At 73.3% G+C, this 17,915-nt stretch carries 16 protein-coding genes; 10 read left to right on the forward strand and 6 right to left on the reverse strand.

What is annotated here, in order from left to right; all coding sequences use genetic code 11:
- Positions 1 to 110 precede the first annotated feature (110 nt).
- Together VFG42_RS11010 and VFG42_RS11015 are read right to left on the reverse strand one after the other, a co-directional pair.
- Entirely contained in the window at positions 111 to 650 is a 540-nt protein-coding gene (locus VFG42_RS11010; RefSeq protein ID WP_324908271.1) for a TetR/AcrR family transcriptional regulator, read from the reverse strand.
- Entirely contained in the window at positions 651 to 977 is a 327-nt protein-coding gene (locus VFG42_RS11015) for a multidrug efflux SMR transporter (protein WP_324908273.1), read from the reverse strand. It abuts the gene before it with no gap.
- A gap of 82 nt (positions 978 to 1,059) precedes the next feature.
- On the opposite strand from VFG42_RS11015, the gene VFG42_RS11020 reads away from it, so the two are divergent.
- The 3 genes from VFG42_RS11020 (at position 1,060) to VFG42_RS11030 (ending at position 5,812) form a co-directional block, all read left to right on the forward strand.
- Positions 1,060 to 2,946 carry an FUSC family protein gene (locus VFG42_RS11020; protein WP_324908275.1) on the forward strand — a complete coding sequence of 629 codons (1,887 nt, stop codon included), beginning with the start codon at positions 1,060 to 1,062 and terminating at the stop codon, positions 2,944 to 2,946.
- Positions 2,947 to 3,012: 66 nt separating this feature from the next.
- The gene (locus VFG42_RS11025) at positions 3,013 to 3,735 is read left to right on the forward strand and encodes a hypothetical protein (RefSeq protein WP_324908277.1); all 723 of its coding nucleotides are present in this window, start codon (positions 3,013 to 3,015) and stop codon (positions 3,733 to 3,735) included.
- A gap of 7 nt (positions 3,736 to 3,742) precedes the next feature.
- Positions 3,743 to 5,812, forward strand: a complete 2,070-nt coding sequence (locus tag VFG42_RS11030) for an MMPL family transporter (protein ID WP_324908279.1) — start codon at positions 3,743 to 3,745, stop codon at positions 5,810 to 5,812.
- Here the strand turns inward: VFG42_RS11030 and VFG42_RS11035 are convergent.
- The gene (locus VFG42_RS11035) at positions 5,761 to 6,294 is read right to left on the reverse strand and encodes a 2,4'-dihydroxyacetophenone dioxygenase family protein (RefSeq protein ID WP_324908281.1); all 534 of its coding nucleotides are present in this window, start codon (positions 6,292 to 6,294) and stop codon (positions 5,761 to 5,763) included. The genes VFG42_RS11030 and VFG42_RS11035 overlap by 52 nt on opposite strands.
- 155 nt (positions 6,295 to 6,449) lie before the next feature.
- Between VFG42_RS11035 and VFG42_RS11040 the strand changes: the two genes are divergently transcribed.
- The 3 genes from VFG42_RS11040 to VFG42_RS11050 are packed head-to-tail and all read left to right on the forward strand — an operon-like array spanning position 6,450 to position 10,221.
- Positions 6,450 to 7,526, forward strand: coding sequence for an ABC transporter permease (locus VFG42_RS11040; RefSeq protein ID WP_324908283.1), 1,077 nt, complete (start codon positions 6,450 to 6,452; stop codon positions 7,524 to 7,526).
- A gap of 39 nt (positions 7,527 to 7,565) precedes the next feature.
- On the forward strand, positions 7,566 to 8,696 hold the full coding sequence (locus VFG42_RS11045; RefSeq protein WP_324908285.1) for a sugar ABC transporter substrate-binding protein: 1,131 nt from the start codon (positions 7,566 to 7,568) through the stop codon (positions 8,694 to 8,696).
- Positions 8,697 to 8,700: 4 nt separating this feature from the next.
- Positions 8,701 to 10,221 carry a sugar ABC transporter ATP-binding protein gene (locus tag VFG42_RS11050; RefSeq protein ID WP_324908286.1) on the forward strand — a complete coding sequence of 507 codons (1,521 nt, stop codon included), beginning with the start codon at positions 8,701 to 8,703 and terminating at the stop codon, positions 10,219 to 10,221.
- 1 nt (position 10,222) lies between these two features.
- On the opposite strand, the gene VFG42_RS11055 is transcribed toward VFG42_RS11050, so the two are convergent.
- Positions 10,223 to 11,959, reverse strand: coding sequence for a thiamine pyrophosphate-binding protein (locus tag VFG42_RS11055; RefSeq protein WP_324908288.1), 1,737 nt, complete (start codon positions 11,957 to 11,959; stop codon positions 10,223 to 10,225).
- An 84-nt stretch (positions 11,960 to 12,043) separates the two neighbouring features.
- Between VFG42_RS11055 and VFG42_RS11060 the strand changes: the two genes are divergently transcribed.
- Positions 12,044 to 12,778, forward strand: a complete 735-nt coding sequence (locus VFG42_RS11060) for a FadR/GntR family transcriptional regulator (RefSeq protein WP_324908290.1) — start codon at positions 12,044 to 12,046, stop codon at positions 12,776 to 12,778.
- Here VFG42_RS11060 and VFG42_RS11065 read toward each other — a convergent pair.
- Complete coding sequence (locus tag VFG42_RS11065; RefSeq protein ID WP_324908292.1) at positions 12,750 to 13,673, reverse strand: malate dehydrogenase; 924 nt, start codon at positions 13,671 to 13,673, stop codon at positions 12,750 to 12,752. The two genes, VFG42_RS11060 and VFG42_RS11065, sit on opposite strands and share 29 nt — an antisense overlap.
- A 50-nt stretch (positions 13,674 to 13,723) precedes the next feature.
- Between VFG42_RS11065 and VFG42_RS11070 the strand changes: the two genes are divergently transcribed.
- The 3 genes from VFG42_RS11070 to VFG42_RS11080 all read left to right on the forward strand — a co-directional run bounded on the left by VFG42_RS11070 (position 13,724) and on the right by VFG42_RS11080 (position 16,624).
- Complete coding sequence (locus VFG42_RS11070; RefSeq protein ID WP_324908294.1) at positions 13,724 to 14,485, forward strand: SDR family NAD(P)-dependent oxidoreductase; 762 nt, start codon at positions 13,724 to 13,726, stop codon at positions 14,483 to 14,485.
- A gap of 87 nt (positions 14,486 to 14,572) precedes the next feature.
- A complete protein-coding gene (locus VFG42_RS11075; RefSeq protein WP_324908296.1) occupies positions 14,573 to 15,559 on the forward strand; it encodes an acyl-CoA desaturase in 987 nt (328 codons plus the stop codon).
- A 150-nt stretch (positions 15,560 to 15,709) separates the two neighbouring features.
- Positions 15,710 to 16,624, forward strand: coding sequence for a metal ABC transporter substrate-binding protein (locus tag VFG42_RS11080; protein WP_324908299.1), 915 nt, complete (start codon positions 15,710 to 15,712; stop codon positions 16,622 to 16,624).
- On the opposite strand, the gene VFG42_RS11085 is transcribed toward VFG42_RS11080, so the two are convergent.
- Positions 16,584 to 17,852 carry an acyl-CoA dehydrogenase family protein gene (locus VFG42_RS11085; protein ID WP_324908300.1) on the reverse strand — a complete coding sequence of 423 codons (1,269 nt, stop codon included), beginning with the start codon at positions 17,850 to 17,852 and terminating at the stop codon, positions 16,584 to 16,586. The two genes, VFG42_RS11080 and VFG42_RS11085, sit on opposite strands and share 41 nt — an antisense overlap.
- Positions 17,853 to 17,915 lie beyond the last annotated feature (63 nt).

Genomic DNA, 17,915 nt, shown 5'->3' on the forward strand with positions numbered 1-17,915 from the left:
GCGGGCGTGTGAGAGCGGTTCTCGCGCCGTACCGTGCCGGAACCATAGACGGCCGGGCGCCCGGGAACTCATCTGCCCGGCTATCGACCTGGCCGGATGTCAGCGCGAGGTCACTCGGAGGCCAGCTCGCGCATGCGCGCCAGGAGCTTCTCGCGCAGCTCGCCGGTGGGCGGACCGAGGTCCAGCAGCTCGCAGAACCAGAGGCCCTCGGCGGCCATCCGGACCAGCGTCGCGTCGACCTCGTCGATGCCGTCGTCGGCCAGCCGCTCCTGCCAGGAGCGGTAGCGCGCGCGGACCGTTTCGAGGCGATCGGGGTTGAGGACCATCGCGGCGACGATGCCGCTGTCGATCTCGCGCTCGTGCGGGTCCACGAAGTCGCGGGCGGTGACCTGCACGTAGGCGCGCGTCCAGCCGCCCGGCGACGGGTCGGCGACCGCCTCGATCTCCTCCTGGAAGGTCGACTCCCAGCGGTCGACGACCGCGTCCAGCAGCTCGGCCTTGGACCCGTAGTGGTAGAGCAGGCCGCCCTTGGAGACGCCGGCCTCCGCGGCGACCGCGTCGAGCGTGAGCTTGGACGGGTCGCGCAGCAGGAGGCGGGCGGCGGCGTCGAGGATCTTGCCGCGGCTGTCGGAGCCGCGTCCGCGGGGCACCTAGTGGGCCCCGCCGGCGGCGGAGAGGCCGGCGACGCCGGCGACGATGACCATCAGGCTGGCGATCTTCATGACGTTCATGGTCTCACCGAAGGCGACGACGCCGCCGACGGCGACCAGCGCGGTGCCGAGGCCGGACCAGATCGCGTAGGTCAGGCCGACCGGGATCTGCTTGAGGGCCAGGGCCATCAGCCAGAACGACAGGCCGTAGCCGACCACCACCAGGGCGGAGGGACCGAGCTTGCTGAGGCCGTCGGACGCCCGCAGAGCGAGGGTGCCGACGACCTCCGTGAGGATGGCGAGAAGGAGGAGGGCGAAGGCGGGCATGGAGATAACTATACCGTCTGGACGGTACAGTTTCCACTCGCGGTCCGATCGGCCGCGGCCGTCGCGGGTACGGTCGTCGGGGATGTCCCTGGGAGCCCTGCGCGACACGGTCCGACGCGCGGCCCGCGACGCGTGGGGGTTCCGCGCGCGGTCGCTGCGGGCGACCGCGTGCATCCTGCTGCCGCTGGCGGTCCTGTGCGCGGCCGGGCACCCGCGCGACGGCGTGATCGCCACGCAGGGCGCGTTCGCCGGGTTCTACGCCTTCGACGCGCCCTACCGGCGCCGGGCGCGGGTCGTCGCGGCCATGGGCCTCGCGCTGGCGGTCGCGATGCTGCTCGGCACGCTCGTCGCGCCGCACGACTGGCTCGCCGTGCTCGTCGGCGCGGTCTTCGCCGCCCTCTGCGCGGCCGGCTGCCTCGTCCTGCGCGTCGGGCCGCCGCGGGAGTACTTCGTGGTCTTCACGTTCCTGATCGCCGCCGCGCTGCCGCCCGACCCCGGCGCGGCGCCTGCGCGCGCGGGCCTCGTCCTGCTCGGCGCCGCGACCGCGTGGCTGATCTCGATGGCCGGGACGCTGCGCGACGCCCGCGCGCCGGAGCGCACCGCGGTCGCCGCGGCGCTGACCGCGGTCGCGCGGCTGCTGGACGCCGTCGGCCGCGAGCGCGCGCCCGCCGCGCGCCACCACGCGGTGCTCGCGGTCCAGCGCGCGCAGGAGGCGGTCGCCGACGCCGTCCCGCCGGCGCGCCCGGGGACGCCGGGCGGCGAGGAGCTGGCGCGCCGCGCCGAGGCGGCCGAGGTGCTGTTGGAGGCCGCGCTGGCGCTGCTGGTCGAGCGCAGCCCGCCGCTGGATCCCGCGTGGGGTCGCGCGGTCGACGCGCTGGCCGAGGGCGCGTGGTCGGCGCCGGTGATCCCGCGCGCCCGCCCGCCCGTGCCCGCGGCCGCGCGCCTGGACACGGCGCTGCGCGCGGCGGGCGGCGCCGGCTGGCTGGACCATCGGGAGGTGCGCGAGGAGGCCGGCGCGCTCCGCGTCCCGCGCTGGCGCGCGGCGCTGGCCGACCTCGCCGATCCGCGCTCGCCCGCGCCGGCCGCCGCGCTGCGCCTCGGCCTGGCGATCGCCGTCGCGGGCGCCGCCGGCTACCTGCTGCGCGCCGAGCACCCGAGTTGGATCCCGCTGAGCGCCGCCGCCGTCCTGCAGGGCACCAACATCGCGCTGCTGCGCCAGCGGGCGGTGCACCGCGCGGTCGGCACCGCGATCGGCGTCGTGCTCGCGGCGGCGGTCACGAGCTTCGACCCCGGCCTCGCGGCGCTCGTGATCCTCGTCGGCGTCTTCCAGGCGCTGACCGAGTCCTTGGTGTTGGTCGTCTACGGCGCGGCGGTCGTCTGCATCACGACGCTGGCGCTGCTGCTGTTGGAGATCGCGGGCGTCGGCTCGGTCTCCGGGCTGCTGGACGCGCGGCTGGTCGACACCGCGCTGGGCTGCGCGATCGGCGTGGCCGTCGGGCTGCTGGTGTGGCCGCGGCGCTCGCGGGTGCGGCTGGCCAACGTGCAGGCGCAGGCGATCCGCGCGGCCGCCGCGGCCGTGCGCGCGACGCTGGGCGGCGAGGGCCTCCCGGAGCGCGAGCGCCGCGCCCGGCGCCGGGACGTGCACGTCGCGGTCGTCGCGCTGGACGCCGCGCAGCGCGACGCGACCGGCGACGCGCTGGCCGCCTCGGCGCGCACCGACCTGCGCTGGCCGGTCACCCACGCGATCGAGCAGCTCGCGCTGGTGGCGCTGGCGCTGCCGCGCCCCGGCGAGCGCCCGCCGCCGTCGCGCGAGGACGCGCGGTGCCTCGACGCGCTGCTGGCCGACCTCGCCGAGCGCGTCGAGGCCGGGCGCGGCGGCGCGGTCCCCGCGCCCCCGGCGCTGGACGGCTGGCCGCGTACCCGGCGCGCGGTCGCGGCCCTGTGCGACGCGCTCATGCTCAGTAGTTGATGAGTAATCGAGCGCTGGATACGTAGGTGTTTGCAATGATGCGCGCCGACCCGTAGCGTCAGGGACATGTCCACCAGGAGGAGAGGGCTGTGGGCGCTGGGCGCCACGGCCGTGGTCGCGGCGTCGGCCGCCGTGGCGCTCGCGGACGATCCCGTCCCGATCAAGATCACCGCCAACGTGAAGGTGACGCCCAACAAGGCCGGGACGCCGCGCCATCCGCAGGGGGTCAAGATCAAGGCCGACGCGTACGTCAGCATCCCGCGCGACGTCGACCCGCCGCTCGTGCAGTCCGTCGACGTCTGGTTCCCCAAGGACGGCGTCTACAACGGCCGCAAGTGGCCGACGTGCTCGGAGGCGGCCCTGCGGCGCTCGGGCCCGAGCATCTGCACGCCGAAGTCGGTCATGGGCAAGGGCTACGCGGTGGCCGACGCCGACGGGACGACGACGCGCCCGACGGGCACGATCCTCAACGGCGGCCAGAAGCGGGCCTACGTGTACGTGGTCCTGCAGCACCCGGCGCGCGTCCGGGAGCCGCTGCCGATCGACATCACCAAGTTGAGCGGCGACCCGAAGTGGGGCTATCGGGCGCACGTGACGATCCCGCGCAACCTCCAGATCGTCGCCGGCATCCCGCTGCGCGTCGACGAGGTCCACGGGACGATCGGGCGCGGCGACTGGATCGCCACGACGCACTGCCCGAGCGACCACAAGTGGCGCTACCACGTGGAGACCCACTACAGCAGCCAGCAGATCGTGAAGTACGACGGCACGGTCGCCTGCCGGAGCTGAGCGTCCGGTGCTGCACGCGTTGCACGGGGCGGTCGCGCGCCACCGCTGGGTGGTGCTGGCGATCTGGGCCGCGATGGTCGCGGCCGCGATCCCGTTCGCGCTCCAGCAGTCCGACCGGCTGACCGGCGGCGGCTTCGCCGTCCCGGGCTCGGAGTCCGCGCGCGTGGAGTCCGACGTCATGCGCGGCGTCGACGTCAACTTCCGCCCGCCGTCGCTGGCGGCGGTCTTCGTGGCCCCGAAGGGCACGCCGGCGCGCGACTACCGGGCGGCGTCGGCGGCGCTGGCGCGGGCCGCCCACGAGACGCCGCACGTCGAGCTGGACCCCGCGCTGCGCGACACCGCGGTCTACATGGCGCAGGAGGCTCCCGGGAAGCCGGCGGTCGTGCCGCTCACGCTGGACGCCGACGAGTTCCACGCGCCCGACGTCGTCAAGGTCCTGCGCAAGAAGCTCGGGCTGGCCGACGAGCGCAGGTACGGCGCGGTTCAGCTGCACCTCGTCGGCGCGGGCGCGCTGTGGGCGGGCATGGTCGACCTGACCAAGGACGACCTGGCCGGCGCCGAGCGCGTCGGCTTCCCGATCGTCGCGCTGATCCTGCTGGCGGTCTTCGCGTCGCTGGTCGCGGCGCTGCTGCCGCTGCTGATCGGCGGCGTGTCGGTGCTCATCACCGCGGCGCTGATCGGAATCATCGCCCGGCACTACACGATGACGTTCTACGTCCCCAACATGGCCTCGATGATCGGCCTGGGGGTGGCGGTCGACTACTCGCTGTTCGTCGTCGTGCGCTTCCGCGAGGAGCTGCGCGCGGGCGCCGACCGCGCCGCCGCGCGCGCGACCGCGATGGCGACGTCCGGGACGGCCGTGCTGTTCAGCGGCCTGGCGGTCGTCGTCGCGCTCGGCGGGCTGCTGCTCGTGCCGACGCCCGCGATCCGCTCGATGGCCGTCGGCGCGATGATCGTCGTGCTCGTCGCGATGGCCGCGTGCGCGACGCTGCTGCCCGCGCTGCTGGCGATCTGCGGGCGCTGGATCGGCCCGGGCCGCCCGGACCCGGGCGTGTTCCGGCGCTGGAGCGAGCGCGTCGTCTCGCGGCCGGGCGTGGCGATGGCGGGCGCGCTGTCGATCCTGATCCTGCTGGCGATCCCGGCGCTGGGGCTGCGCACGGGCGAGGGCGCGCTGCGCCAGTTCCCCAAGGACAACGAGACGCGCGTCGGGTTCGACGCGGGGCGCACGGTGAGCAAGGCCGGCGACATCACGCCGCTGCGCGTGCTGATCAAGCCCAAGGACATGGAGCGGGCGGTCGAGATCCTGCGCGCCGATCCTGACGTCGTGCGCACCGGCGTGCGCACGATCACCAAGGACGAGAAGTGGGAGTTCGCGGTCGTCAAGATCAAGTACGACGCCGACGACGCGCGCGCGAAGCCGGTCGTGCAGCGGCTGCGGCGCACGCTGCCGCCCGGGACGCTGGTCGGCGGCGACACCGCCGCGCAGATGGACTTCGACCACGCGATCACGACGTCGCTGTGGAAGGTCCTGGTCTGGATCCTCGCCGCGACGTTCGTGTTGTTGGTGGTGATGCTCCGCGCCGTGCCGCTGGCGCTCTCGGCGATCGTCGCCAACCTGCTCAGCGTCGCCGCCTCGATGGGCGTGCTGACCGCGGCGATGACGTGGGGGACGGGCGGCACCGGCTACGTCGACACCGTCGTCATCCCGATCGTCATCGCGGTCGTCTTCGGGTTGTCGATGGACTACGAGGTCTTCCTGCTGAGCCGCATCCACGAGCGCCACGCCGCCGGCGCCACCACGCGCGAGGCCGTGCTGGAGGGCATCGCGCTCTCGGGCCGGACGATCACCGGCGCCGCGCTGGTCATGGTCGCGGTCTTCGCGTGCTTCGCGGTCACCGGCGTGCCGGTCATCCGCGAGATCGGCCTGGGCGCGGGCGTGGCGATCGCCGTCGACGCCACGCTCGTGCGCCTGGTGCTGGTGCCGGCGACGATCGTGCTGCTGGGCGACCGCGCCTGGTGGGCGCCCTACCGGAACAGGGCCTCGACCGCCGCCGCGCCCAGCCCGACCGCCTCGTAGCGCGCCTTGCACATCGCGATGTAGTGATGGACGTCGAAGAAGTCCTCGGACTGGCCGTCGGCGTCGAGCCAGATCAGCGGGCCCTTGACGATGAAGATCGCCCGCATCGGCTCCTCGTGCTCGTAGGCGACGAGCGTGTGGCCCTCGCCGGGCGCCTCGTAGACGAAGTCGCCGGCGGTCGCGGTCCAGTCGTGCTCGAGGTAGCCCCACTTGCCGGAGATGGTGTAGGCGAAGACCTCGTGCGGGTGGTAGTGGCGGTTGACGAGCCCGGCCTCCTTGGCCATCAGGACGTCGCACCAGCGGTTGGTCGTCGGTGAGATCCACAGCGGCCGGGAGCTGACGGTGTCGCTGAACGGCACGTAGTAGCGGTCGTCGTCGATCGGCGCGTTGCTCAGGTAGACCTCGGGCGGCGCGTCGGGCTGGAAGACGCGCTCGATCGGCTTCAGGTCGCGCCAGAACTCGCGCTTGGGGGCTTCGGGCATGTCGGTCTCCTCCTGCCGGGTCGGCGTGTGCGCGATGCGCACGCACATTCGCATTCCAAAGCATCCTAAACATTTGACACTTCCGGGTCGGCTCGGCTACGTTCGAGGCGTGGTCATGTCCGGGCGGGCGTCCGGCGAGGAGGGAGACAGTGACGATGGAGGAGAAGACCGCGGGGCAGGAGCCCCCGATCGCGCACGGCGGCACACCGCCGGGCGCGGGTTCGGGCGCGCCGGCCGGCGACCGCGGCGCGCAGGCGCGCGACTTCGGCAGGCGCGCGCTCGCCGTCGAGTCCAACAGCGTGCTGGTGGCGACGATCGCGCTGATCCTCTTCATCGGCATCGCGCATCCCGACTTCCTGACCTGGTCGCAGCTGAAGGAGGTCGTCCAGAACGCCGTCTACGTCGGGATCATCGCGGCGGGCATGGCGTTCCTGATCTCGATGCGCGAGATCGACCTGTCGGTGGGGTCGATCTTCGGGCTCTCGATCGTCTGCTCGGCGCTGCTCATGCAGCACGGCTGGAACCCGTGGCTGGCCGGGCTGGCGGGCGTCGTCCTGGCCGGCGGCATGGGGTTGGTCAACGCGACCGCCGTGCAGTTCATCGCGATCCCGGCGATCGTGGCGACGCTCGCGACGATGTCGATCTTCCGCGGGCTGGCCCAGGCGCTCAGCAACGGCCAGCAGGTCACCGGCCTGCCGGCCAACAACTCGTTCTTCACGTTCCTGGGCGGCGACAAGCTCGGCCTGCCGGTCTCGGTCTGGGTGCTGATCCTGGTGGTCGTCGTGCTCACGGCGGTCCTGCGGCTGACGCCCTACGGCTACCGCGTCCGGGCGATCGGGTCCAACCCGGAGGCCGCGACGTTCAGCGGCATCTCGATCCCGCGCACGCGCGTGCAGACGCTCGTGCTCGTCGGCGTGCTGAGCGGCCTGGCGGGCATGCTCGGCCTCGCGTTCTTCATCTCGGGCGACCCGAACATCGGGACCGGCTTCGAGCTGCAGGCGATCGCGGCCGCGGTGATCGGCGGCACGCCGCTGCGCGGGGGCAGCGCGACGGTCGTCGGCGCGGTCCTCGGCGCGATCCTGCTGAGCGCGGTCAACAGCGGGCTGGCCTACTTCAACGTGCCCGTCAACTGGTCCAACTTCGCCACCGGCGCGGTGATCCTCACCGCGGTGGCCCTCGACAGCCTCATCCGCGGGCGGCGCCGGTACCGCCGCCAAGCCCTTGACGGATAACCACCTCTGACCATCGAACTCTGGGAGCAGGAGAGCACCATGACCTTGATGACTCGCGGATGGAGGGCGACCCTGGCCGTCGCCCTGTCCGCCGGGCTCGTCGCCACGGCGGCGGGCTGTGGATCGTCCAACGACAAGTCGTCCGACGGCGGGTCGGGCAGCGCGACCGCCGCGGGCGGCACGAGCACCGGCGGCGGCGCCCCGAAGACCGCCGACCTCGCGTTCATCTACCCGACGACCGAGACGAACTTCGCCCAGGAGATGGCGATGGGCGCCAAGGCCGCGGCCAAGGACCGGCCCGGGGTCAACCTCAAGGAGGCCGCGCCGGCCAACGTCGACGGGCCCGCGGAGGTCCAGCTCTTCCAGGCGGCGACGCGCACGTCCAAGGACGGCGTGGCGATGATGACGCTGACGCCCGACCTGTTCCTGCGGCCGCTGATCACCGCCCACCAGCAGGGCGTGCCGCTGGTCGCGGTCGACACCGCGCCGCCCAAGGGCGCCGAGCAGGCGGTCAAGCTCACGATCGGCAACTCGAACGTCGAGATCGGCGAGGACCTCGCCAAGGCGATGCTGCCGAAGATCCCGGAGGGGACCAAGGGCGAGGTGCTGATCGGCACCGACACGCCGGGCCTGCCGGTGCTCGAGCAGCGCAACCAGGGCTTCAAGCAGCTGCTGTCCAAGGAGCGCCCCGGCCTCAAGTTCATGGTCTTCAACGCCAAGCAGTCGCCGACCGACAACTACAACACGTGGAGCGCCGAGGTGAAGGCGCATCCCAACGCGGTGGCCTACGTCGGCCCGGGCTCGCAGGCGGCGGTGTCGCTGACGCGCATCCAGAAGCAGAACGGCAAGAAGCTGCTGGTCGGCGCGTGCGACCTCGACCCGGTCGCGCTGGAGGGCGTCAAGGACGGGTACGTGCAGGCGCTGATCTCGCCCGAGCACTTCCTGAAGGCCTACATCGCGATCGCGCTGCTGGCGGCCCAGAAGCAGGACGGCAAGCCGCTGCCGGAGGGCCTGTGGAACACCGGCGCGCTGACGGTCGACAGCTCGAACATCGACCAGATCATCGCCCGGCAGAAGTCGGCGGCGGCCCGTGAGGCGTTCTTCAAGCCGATCGCCGACAAGCAGCTGGCGGACCCGTCCAAGTACCTGACCTCGTCCTCGGGCAGCTGACCACATGCTCGAGGCGCGCGGCGTTCGCAAGACCTACGGCGGCGTCGTGGCGCTCGCCGGCGCGGACCTCACGGTCCGCGCCGGCGCGGTGCATGCGTTGTTGGGGGAGAACGGCGCGGGCAAGTCGACGCTGGTCAAGGCGATCGCGGGGGCGGTGACGCCGGACGCGGGGTCGCTGGTGCTGGACGGCCGCGAGGTGCGCTTCGGCTCCACGGCCGAGGCCGTGCGCCACGGCGTGGCGGTGGTGTCGCAGGAGCTGAACGTCTTCCCGGACCTCGACGTCCTCGCGAACCTCTACCCGATGCGCGAGCCCACCCGCGGGCCGTTCGTGCGCCGGCAGGAGATGGAGGCGCGGGCGCGGCCGGTGCTGGCCGAGCTCGGGCTCGACGTGGGGCTGCGGCAGCAGGTCGAAGAGCTCTCGCTGGCCGAGTGCCAGCTGATCGAGATCGCCAAGGCGCTGCTGACCGAGCCGCGGGTGCTGATCCTCGACGAGCCGACCAGCGCGCTCGGCCAGGGCTCGACCGAGAACTTGTTGAGGATCTTGCGCGTGCTGCGCGACCGCCAGGTCGCCGTCGTGTTCGTGTCGCACATCCTCGAGGACGTGATGGCCCTGTGCGACGAGGTCACCGTGCTGCGCGACGGCGCGGTCGTCATGAGCGCGCGGCCGATGAGCGAGCTGACCGTGGGGACGATCGTCGACGCGATGCTCGGCGAGCGCGGGCGCCAGGCGCACGCGCCGCCGGCGGCGCTGACGCGCGACGTGGCCGAGTCCGTCGACCGCAAGAGCGGGCCGCTGGCGCTGCGCGGCGCGGCGGTCGCGGGGCGCCTGGAGCCGCTGGACCTCGAGGTGGCGCCGGGCGAGATCGTCGGCCTGGCCGGCGTCGCGGGCGCCGGGCATCACGTGGTGATGGAGTTGGTCGCGGGCCTGACGCGCCCGAGCGCCGGGACCGTGACGCTGCCCTCCGGTCGGCCCGTGCCGCACGGCCTGCGTCGGGCGATCCGCGCGGGCGTGGCGCTGGTCAGCGGCGACCGCCGCCGGCTCGGGTTGATGTTGGACAAGCCGATCTGGGAGAACATCGCCCAGATCCGCGCCGTCGGGCTGGCGGCCTCCGGCCCGCTGATCCGCTCCGGCGACATGCGCGCCCACGCGCGCGAGCACGTCGAGCGCCTGCGCATCCGGTCGCGGTCGGTGGACATGGACGTCGGCGGCCTGTCGGGCGGCAACCAGCAGAAGGTCGTCTTCGCCAAGTGGCTGGACGCGGCGCCGAGCGTCTTCCTGCTCGACGACCCGACCCGCGGCGTCGACGTCGGCGCCAAGGCCGAGATGCACACGCTCATCCGCTCGACGGCGAGCGCGGGCGTCCCGGTCCTGCTCTGCTCCACCGACATCGACGAGCTCGCGACCCTCTGCGACCGCGTGATCATCATCCACAACGGCCGCGCCACGACCGAGCTCGCCGGCGACGCGCTGACCGAGCACGCGGTGCTGGAGGGGATGAACACCGGGACGGTGGCGGCGAGCTGACCTACGGGTCGAAGTGCTCGTCGGGCGCCACGACGGCCTCGACGAGCAGCGGCGTGGCGCGGCGCGCCAGCGTGGGGAGGAGGTCGTCGAAGGCCGTGAGCAGCTGCGCGTGGTCGGTGATCCGCAGCGTCTCGACGCCCAGCGACGACGCCAGGCCCGTGATGTCGATGGTGTCGAGCGCGGGCCAGGGGCCGGGCGCGCCGGCGCGCTCGGCGAGGCGGTCCATGATCGCGTAGCCGCCGTTGCTGAGCACCAGGAAGACCGTGCCGGCGGCGTAGGTGCCGGCCGACCAGAGCGCGAGGACCTGGTAGAGCGTCGCGCCGTCGCCGGTGACGCTGATCACGCCGCGGTCGGGGCAGGCCAGGCGCAGGCCGATCGCGGCGGGCAGCGCGAAGCCGAGCAGGCCCATCGCCGACACGAAGCCGCCGGGCTGGGCGATCGCGACGCGCTGGTGCAGCTCCGGCCGGCTGGAGGGCGTCTCCTCGACGAGGATCGCGTCGCGCGGCAGCCGCTCGGCGAGCGCGGCGAGGACGTGCCCGGCGCGCAGCGGCTCGCCGGCCGCGGGCGGCGCGGGCGCGGCCGGGCGCGCCATGGGCGCCGCGGGCGCCACGACGGAGCCGTTGGCCGACGACGGCGTGGCGGCCCCGCCGAGGGAGGTTGGCGGGACCGCCGCGTCGACGCCGCCGTCCGGGCGCGCGACGACCTGGGCCAGCGCGGCGCACAGCGCCGCCGGATCGCCGAGCGCGGCGAGCGTCGCGGGCGAGCGGTGCGCCTCGGCCGGGTCCTGCGTCAGGACCACGACGTCGGTCCCCTCGCCGACCAGCGGCCCGTTGTCATAGGGGTACTGCCGCAGCGCGCCGGTGCCCACGACGATCACCAGGTCGAACGGCGACAGCACCTCGCGCAGCCGCGCGCGGCGCGCCGGCAGGTGCCCGGCGAACCGCGGGTGGTCCTGCGGGAAGCCCGCCGCGCCGCCGAACGGCTCCTGCCAGACCGGGCAGCCGAGGCGCTCGGCCAGCGCGACCAGCGCGCGCCATCCGGCCTCGCCGTCGGCGCCGGCGCCCGCCACGAGCGTCGGCCGCCGCGCGGCGTCGATCACGTCCGCCAGCTCCTCGACGACGACCGGGTCGGCGGCCGCGCTGCGCAGCAGCCGGGCCGGCCCGAGGACCTCCCACGGCTCCGGCGCGGGCGCGCTCCAGTCGTCCATCGGCACGATCACGATCGCCGGCCCGCGCGCGGTCTGGGCCTCCCAGTACGCGCGCACGAGCGCGCCCGGGACGTCGGCCGCCCGCGCCGGCTGGTCGAGCCACACGGCGTAGCCACCGGTCAGCCCGTCCAACCGCCCGGCCAGGAACGGGTCCTGCGCCAGATGGCGCCGGTCCTGCTGGCCGACGACGATCACCAGCGGCGCCCGGTTCTGGCGCGCGGTGGCGATCGCGGCCACCGCGTTGCCCAGCCCGGGCGTCGAGTGCAGCAGCACGAGCGCCGGCGCGCCACGTCCCAACGCGTAGCCCGCGGCCATCCCGACGACCGAGCCCTCGTGCAACCCCAGGACGAACTCGAGGTCGTCCGGCATCCCCGCCAGGAACGGCACCTCGGTCGACCCCGGGTTGCTGAACAGCTTCGTGAGGCCCAGCCGCCGCAGGACGTCGAACGTCGTGTCGCGCACCGTGGCGGGCCCCGCGGCGCGCGCGGAGTCACCGCCGCCGATGGTCTGCGCTGCACGCGAGGCGTCCACGAGGGCGGACCTTACTGCAAATCGTTTGGAGATTTAAGGGCAGCGCTCGCGACGAGCCGCCAAAGCACTTAGACTGCTCCGCAGATGGCCACCGCTCGCCCACGACCCGGAGGCCATTTCCAGCCTCCATCCCCCGGCGCCTCTGAGCAGATCGCCTGGCAGATCCGGCGCTACCTGGAGGAGCAGCATCTGCAGCCGGGCGACCGGATCGGGACCGAGCAGGAGCTGGCCGACGAGTTCGGCGTGTCACGCCCGACGCTGCGCGAGGCCCTGCGGCTGCTGTCGGCCTCGCAGCTGATCCGCGTCGGCCGCGGCCGCGCCGGCGGCATCTTCGTCGCGCGCACGCCGTCGGAGGGGATGAGCGCCAACCTCAGCGAGTCGATCGCGCTGATGCTCGCCGCCGACACGATCTCGCTCGACGAGCTGCTCGACGCGCGCCTCTCGCTCGAGGTCCCGCTGGCCGGCCGCGCGGCCGCCAACGCCACCGACGACGTCGTCCGGCGCCTGGAGGCCGCGGTCGCCGCCGCCGAGGGCCACGCGCCCGGCACCGACCCGTTCAACCACGCCGACACCGAGTTCCATCAGATCCTCGCCGAGGCCGCGGGCAACGTCCTGCTGCGCGGGCTCACCGGCTGGATCCTGGAGGTGCTGCAGCCGTCGCTGATCGTCACGATCTCGGTCGACGTCAGCGCCGAGGCGATCCTCGACCAGCACCGCGCGATCCTGCGCGCCGTGCGCCGCCGTCAGCGCGCCGCGGCCGAGCGGGCGATGCGCGCGCACATCGAGTACCTCACCGAGGTGCTCCACGCGCGGCGCTGAGCGCGTCGGCCGCCTCGCGCACCGCGCGCGCCGCGGCGGCCATCGCGCGCGCCTCGTCGTCGTCCAGCGGCCACGTCTCGACCGCGCGGACGCCGCCGTCGCCGAGCACGGCCGGGACGCCGAGCGCCACGCCGTCCACGCCGTACTCGCCGGCGAGGACCACCGACGCCGGGAACAGCTCGCCGTCGCCCAGCAGCGCGCCGACCATCCGCGCGACGCCGTGGCCGCTGGTCCACGTCGAGGACCGGCCGGAGTCCAGCGCGACGTGCCGGACGTACCACGAGCGCACGAAGTCCCCGGCGGCCGCGCGCTGCTGGGCGGTCAGCGCGACCGGCTCGCCGTCGACGCGCACGCGCGAGAGCAGCGGCACGCAGCGGTCGCCGTGCTCGCCGAGCACCCAGGCGTCCACGGTCGCCGGCGGCACGCCCAGCAGCCGGCCGACCGCCGTGCGCAGGCGCAGCCCGTCGTTGGCCGTGTAGCCCACGACCCGCAGCCCCGGGCGCAGGCGCGTCAGCCACGTCACGAGCGCGTCGACCGGGTTGGTGACCATCACGACCGCGCCCGGCCAGCCCTCCGGCAGCGCGTCGACGACCGACCGGACGATCGCCGCGTTGTCGTGCAGGTAGACCGCGCGCGACCGGTTGACGGTCAGCGGCGTCGCCGCGCTCACGACGACGACGTCGGACTCGGCGACGGCCCCCAGCTCGACGATATCCACCGACCCGTGCGCGCCCGCCGCGACGACCTGCTGCAGGTCCATCTCGTGCGAGGTCGCCATGCCCGAGCGGCCGTCGACCAAGGTGATGGCGTACGGCGCGTCGGCCAGCAGCAGGTTGAACGCGACCGACGACCCCACGCCGCCGCCGGCGCCCACGATGGCGATCCGCGGTCTCATATACGCTGCGCCACGATAAACGTCAGGCAATTTCTCCGCCACCCTCGCCCATGGGACGACTCGATCACAAGATCGCCTTCATCACCGGCGCCGCCGGCTCGATCGGCGCGGCCACCGCGCGCCGCTTCGTCGCCGAGGGCGCCCGCGTCGCGCTGACCGACCTCGACGCCGACGCGCTCGACGCGCTGGCCGCCGAGCTGGGGGCCGACCGCGCGCTCGCGCTGCCCGCAGACGTCACCGACTCCGGCGCGGTCGCCGACGCGGTCGCGCGGGCCGTCGAGCGCTTCGGCGGCCTCGACGTCGCGTTCGCCAACGCCGGGGTCTTCGGCGCGGTCGCGCCGGTCGTCGACTACCCCGAGGACGTCTTCGACCGCGTGATGGCCGTCAACGTGCGGGGACCGTTCCTCGTCGCCAAGCACGCGCTGGCCGCGATGCGCGACGGCGGCAGCATGATCATCAACTCGAGCGTCGTCGGGCTCACCGCCGATCCCGGGATCGTCGCCTACGCGACGTCCAAGCACGCGCTGGTCGGGCTCATGCGCACGGCGGCCAAGGAGATGGCGCCGCGGGGCATCCGCGTCAACACGCTGCACCCGGGCCCGGTCGCCAACGCCTTCCAGCACCGCATCGAGCTGACCGCGACCGGCGCGGCCACCGAGGCCGAGGCGGCGCGCGCGTTCGAGGCGATGATCCCGCTCGACCGCCACGCCACGCCGGAGGAGGTCGCGGCCGCCGTGCTGTTCCTGGCCTCCGACGAGAGCGCCTTCCTGACCGGCGCGACCGTTCCATTGGACGGCGGGATGAGCGTTTGACCGTGCAACAAAGGCGGGGGTTAACCCCCGTAAGGACACCCGAACGCCCCCGGGAAATTCTCAGGCGCGCGCGAGAGAGTGGGCGCCATGACCCCGACCGGCATGCTCGCGCCTGAGCGCGACGACCCCACCACCCGGCCGCCGTCCGTCGCCGACCTGCCCACCGCCGACGACACGCAGGCCACCGAGAACGAGGCGCTCGACCGGTTCCTGACCGGCACGGTCACCGCCGTCCCCTTCCTGGCGCTCATCATCGTCGCCCAGCAGGTCTGGGGCTCGTGGCTGCGCTGGTCGGACATCGCGGTGTTCTTCATCATGTACATCCCGCTCGGGCTCGGGATCACCGTCGGCTTCCACCGCCTCTTCACGCACCGCAGCTTCAAGGCCAAGCCGGCCGTGCGCGCGACGTTCGCGATCCTCGGCTCGATGGCCATCGAGGGCCCGATCATCAGCTGGGTCGCCGACCATCGCAAGCACCACGCGTTCTCCGACAAGCCCGGCGACCCGCACAGCCCGCACGCCCACGACGGCGTCCTGCGCGGCCTGCTGCACGCGCACGTCGGCTGGCTGTTCATCCACACCGAGCGCGCCAACCGCAAGCGCTACGCGCCGGACCTGATGAAGGACCCGATCATCGCCTGGGTCGACAAGACGTTCGTGCTCTGGGTGATCGCGGGCCTGGCGCTCCCGTTCGGCCTCGGCTGGCTGATCGGCGGCGACATCCACCACGCGTGGACCGGCCTGCTGTGGGGCGGCGCGATCCGCATGCTCGTGCTGCACCACGTGACGTACTCCATCAACTCGCTCTGCCACTTCTTCGGGCGCCGGCGCTTCGACGTCGACGACGAGTCCCGCAACCTCGCGTGGCTGTCGGTCTTCTCGATGGGCGAGTCCTGGCATCACAACCACCATGCCTTCCCGACCTCGGCCGCGCACGGGCTGAAGTGGTACGAGTTCGACATCTCCCACCTGATCATCCGCGGCATGAAGCGCGTCGGCTGGGTGACCGAGGTGGTCGAGATCACGCCCGAGCGGCAGGCCAAGAAGCTGGCCGCCGCCGAAGCGCCCGCGTAGGCCCCGGGCACCCTCGGAAGCGGATCGCGAACGCCGCGGTGGGCCTGCCCGCCGCGGCGTTCGCGCGTTCTCGCGCGGGTGGGATGTGATAAGACTCATTCTCATCTTATGTCTGCCTCCTTCGCTCCCCGCCGCCTTCTCGTCCTCTCGGTGACCGTCGTCGCGGCCGCCGCCGCGCTCGCCGGCTGCGGCTCGTCGTCCTCCGCCAAGCCCGGGACGATCACGGTCGTCGCCACGACCACGCAGCTGGGCGACGTCGTCCGCGAGATCGGCGGCAGCGCGGTCGACGTCCACCAGATCCTCCAGCCGAACACCGACCCGCACGACTACGAGCCGCGGCCGCGCGACATCCAGCGCACGGCCGACGCCAAGCTCGTCGTCACCAGCGGCGACGGCCTCGACCACTGGATCGGCGAGGTCGTCAAGAACGCCGGCGGCTCGCCGACCGTGCTCGACGCCGGGCAGGGTCGCCCGATCACGCGTCCCGGCGAGGACGGCGAGGGCACCGACCCGCACTGGTGGCACGACCCGCGCAACATCGAGTACGCGATCGGCCGGATCCGCGACGCGCTGGCCAAGGCCGACCCGGGCAAGACCGCCGAGATCGACCGCAACGCCACGACGTACCTGAGCGAGGTGAAGGCCATGGACGCCGGGATCGCCAAGTGCTTCGCCCGCGTCCCGGTCGCCGAGCGCAAGCTCGTGACCGACCACGACGCCTTCGGCTACTTCGCCGCGCGCTACGGCATCGACGTCGTCGGCGCGGTGATCCCGTCGCAGACCACGCAGGCCCAGCCGTCGGCGGGCGACCTCGCCAGGCTCGTCGCGACGATCCGTCGCGAGCACGTCAGGGCGATCTTCCCCGAGACCTCCATCAACCCCAAGCTGGCCCAGGCGATCGCGCGCGAGACCGGCGCCACCGCCGACCACGAGCTGTACGGGGACACGCTCGGGCCGGCGGGGTCCGCGGGCGACACCTACATCAAGATGGAGCAGGCCAACGCCAACGCGATGGTCGAGGGCTTCACGGGCGGCCGGCAGCGGTGCGCGCCGGCGGCGTCGTGACGCCGTAGGGCGCGCCCTCCCACTTGCGCAGCTCGCGCTGGGCGATCGTGCGCTTGTGGACCTCGTCGGGCCCGTCGGCCAGCCGCAGCGTGCGCTGGTGGGCCCACATCGAGGCCAGCGGGAAGTCGTCGCTGACCCCGCCGCCGCCGTGGATCTGGATGGCGCGGTCGATGATCTTGAGCGCGACGTTGGGGCCGGCGACCTTGATCGCCGCGATCTCCACGCGCGCGTGGCGGTTGCCGACCGTGTCCATCAGCCACGCGGTCTTCATCGTCAGCAGCCGGATCATCTCCAGCTCGATCCGCGCCTCGGCGATCCAGTCCATGACGTTGGCGTTCTCGGCCACCGGCTTGCCGAACGTCGTGCGCTGCAGCGCCCGCTGGCAGAGCAGGTCCAGCGCGCGCTCGGCCATGCCGATCGACCGCATGCAGTGGTGGATGCGGCCGGGGCCCAGGCGCGCCTGGGAGATCATGAAGCCCTCGCCCTCGCCGGCCAGCAGCGCGGTGACCGGCACGCGGACGTCCTCGAAGAGGACCTCGGCGTGGCCCTCGCGGTCCTGGTAGCCGAAGACCGGCAGGCCGCGGACGATCGTGACGCCGGGCGCGTCGATCGGGACCACGAGCATCGACTGCTGCTGGTGCTTGGGCCCGTCGGGGTTGGTCTTGCCCATGACGATCAAGACCTTGCAGTTGGCGTGCAGCGCGTTGGACGTCCACCACTTGCGGCCGTTGATGACGTACTCGTCGCCGTCGCGCTCGATCCGCGTCTCGATGTTGGTGGCGTCGCTGGAGGCGACCGCGGGCTCGGTCATCGCGAACGCGCTGCGGATCTCGCCGTCCATCAGCGGCTTGAGCCACTTGTCCTTGTGCTCCTCGGTGCCGAAGAGCGTCAACACCTCCATGTTGCCGGTGTCGGGTGCCGAGCAGTTCATGGCCTCGGGCGCGAGGTGCGCGCTGCGGCCCATGATCTCGGCCAGCGGCGCGTACTCGGCGTTGAGGAGGCCGGGGGTCGGGTGGGCCTCGTCTCCGTGCGGGTGGAAGAGGTTCCAGAGGCCGCGGTCGCGCGCCTCGTCCTTCAGCTCCTCGAGGATCGGCGGATGGAAGTTCGGGTTCCCCGACTCTCGCATCTGCTCCTCGTAGACGGCCTCGGCCGGGTAGATGCGCTCGTCCATGAACGCCTGGACCCGCTCGACGTAGTCCTGGGCGCGCCGCGTCAGCTCGAAGTTCATGCCCGGGATCTTGTCTGAAGTTGAATCCAGTTTCAACTCGGCGGGGGCCGGCACCTGGTGGCG

Origin of the sequence: Baekduia sp., assembly GCF_035685985.1 — a bacterium.
Classification (GTDB): Bacteria; Actinomycetota; Thermoleophilia; order Solirubrobacterales; family Solirubrobacteraceae; genus Baekduia.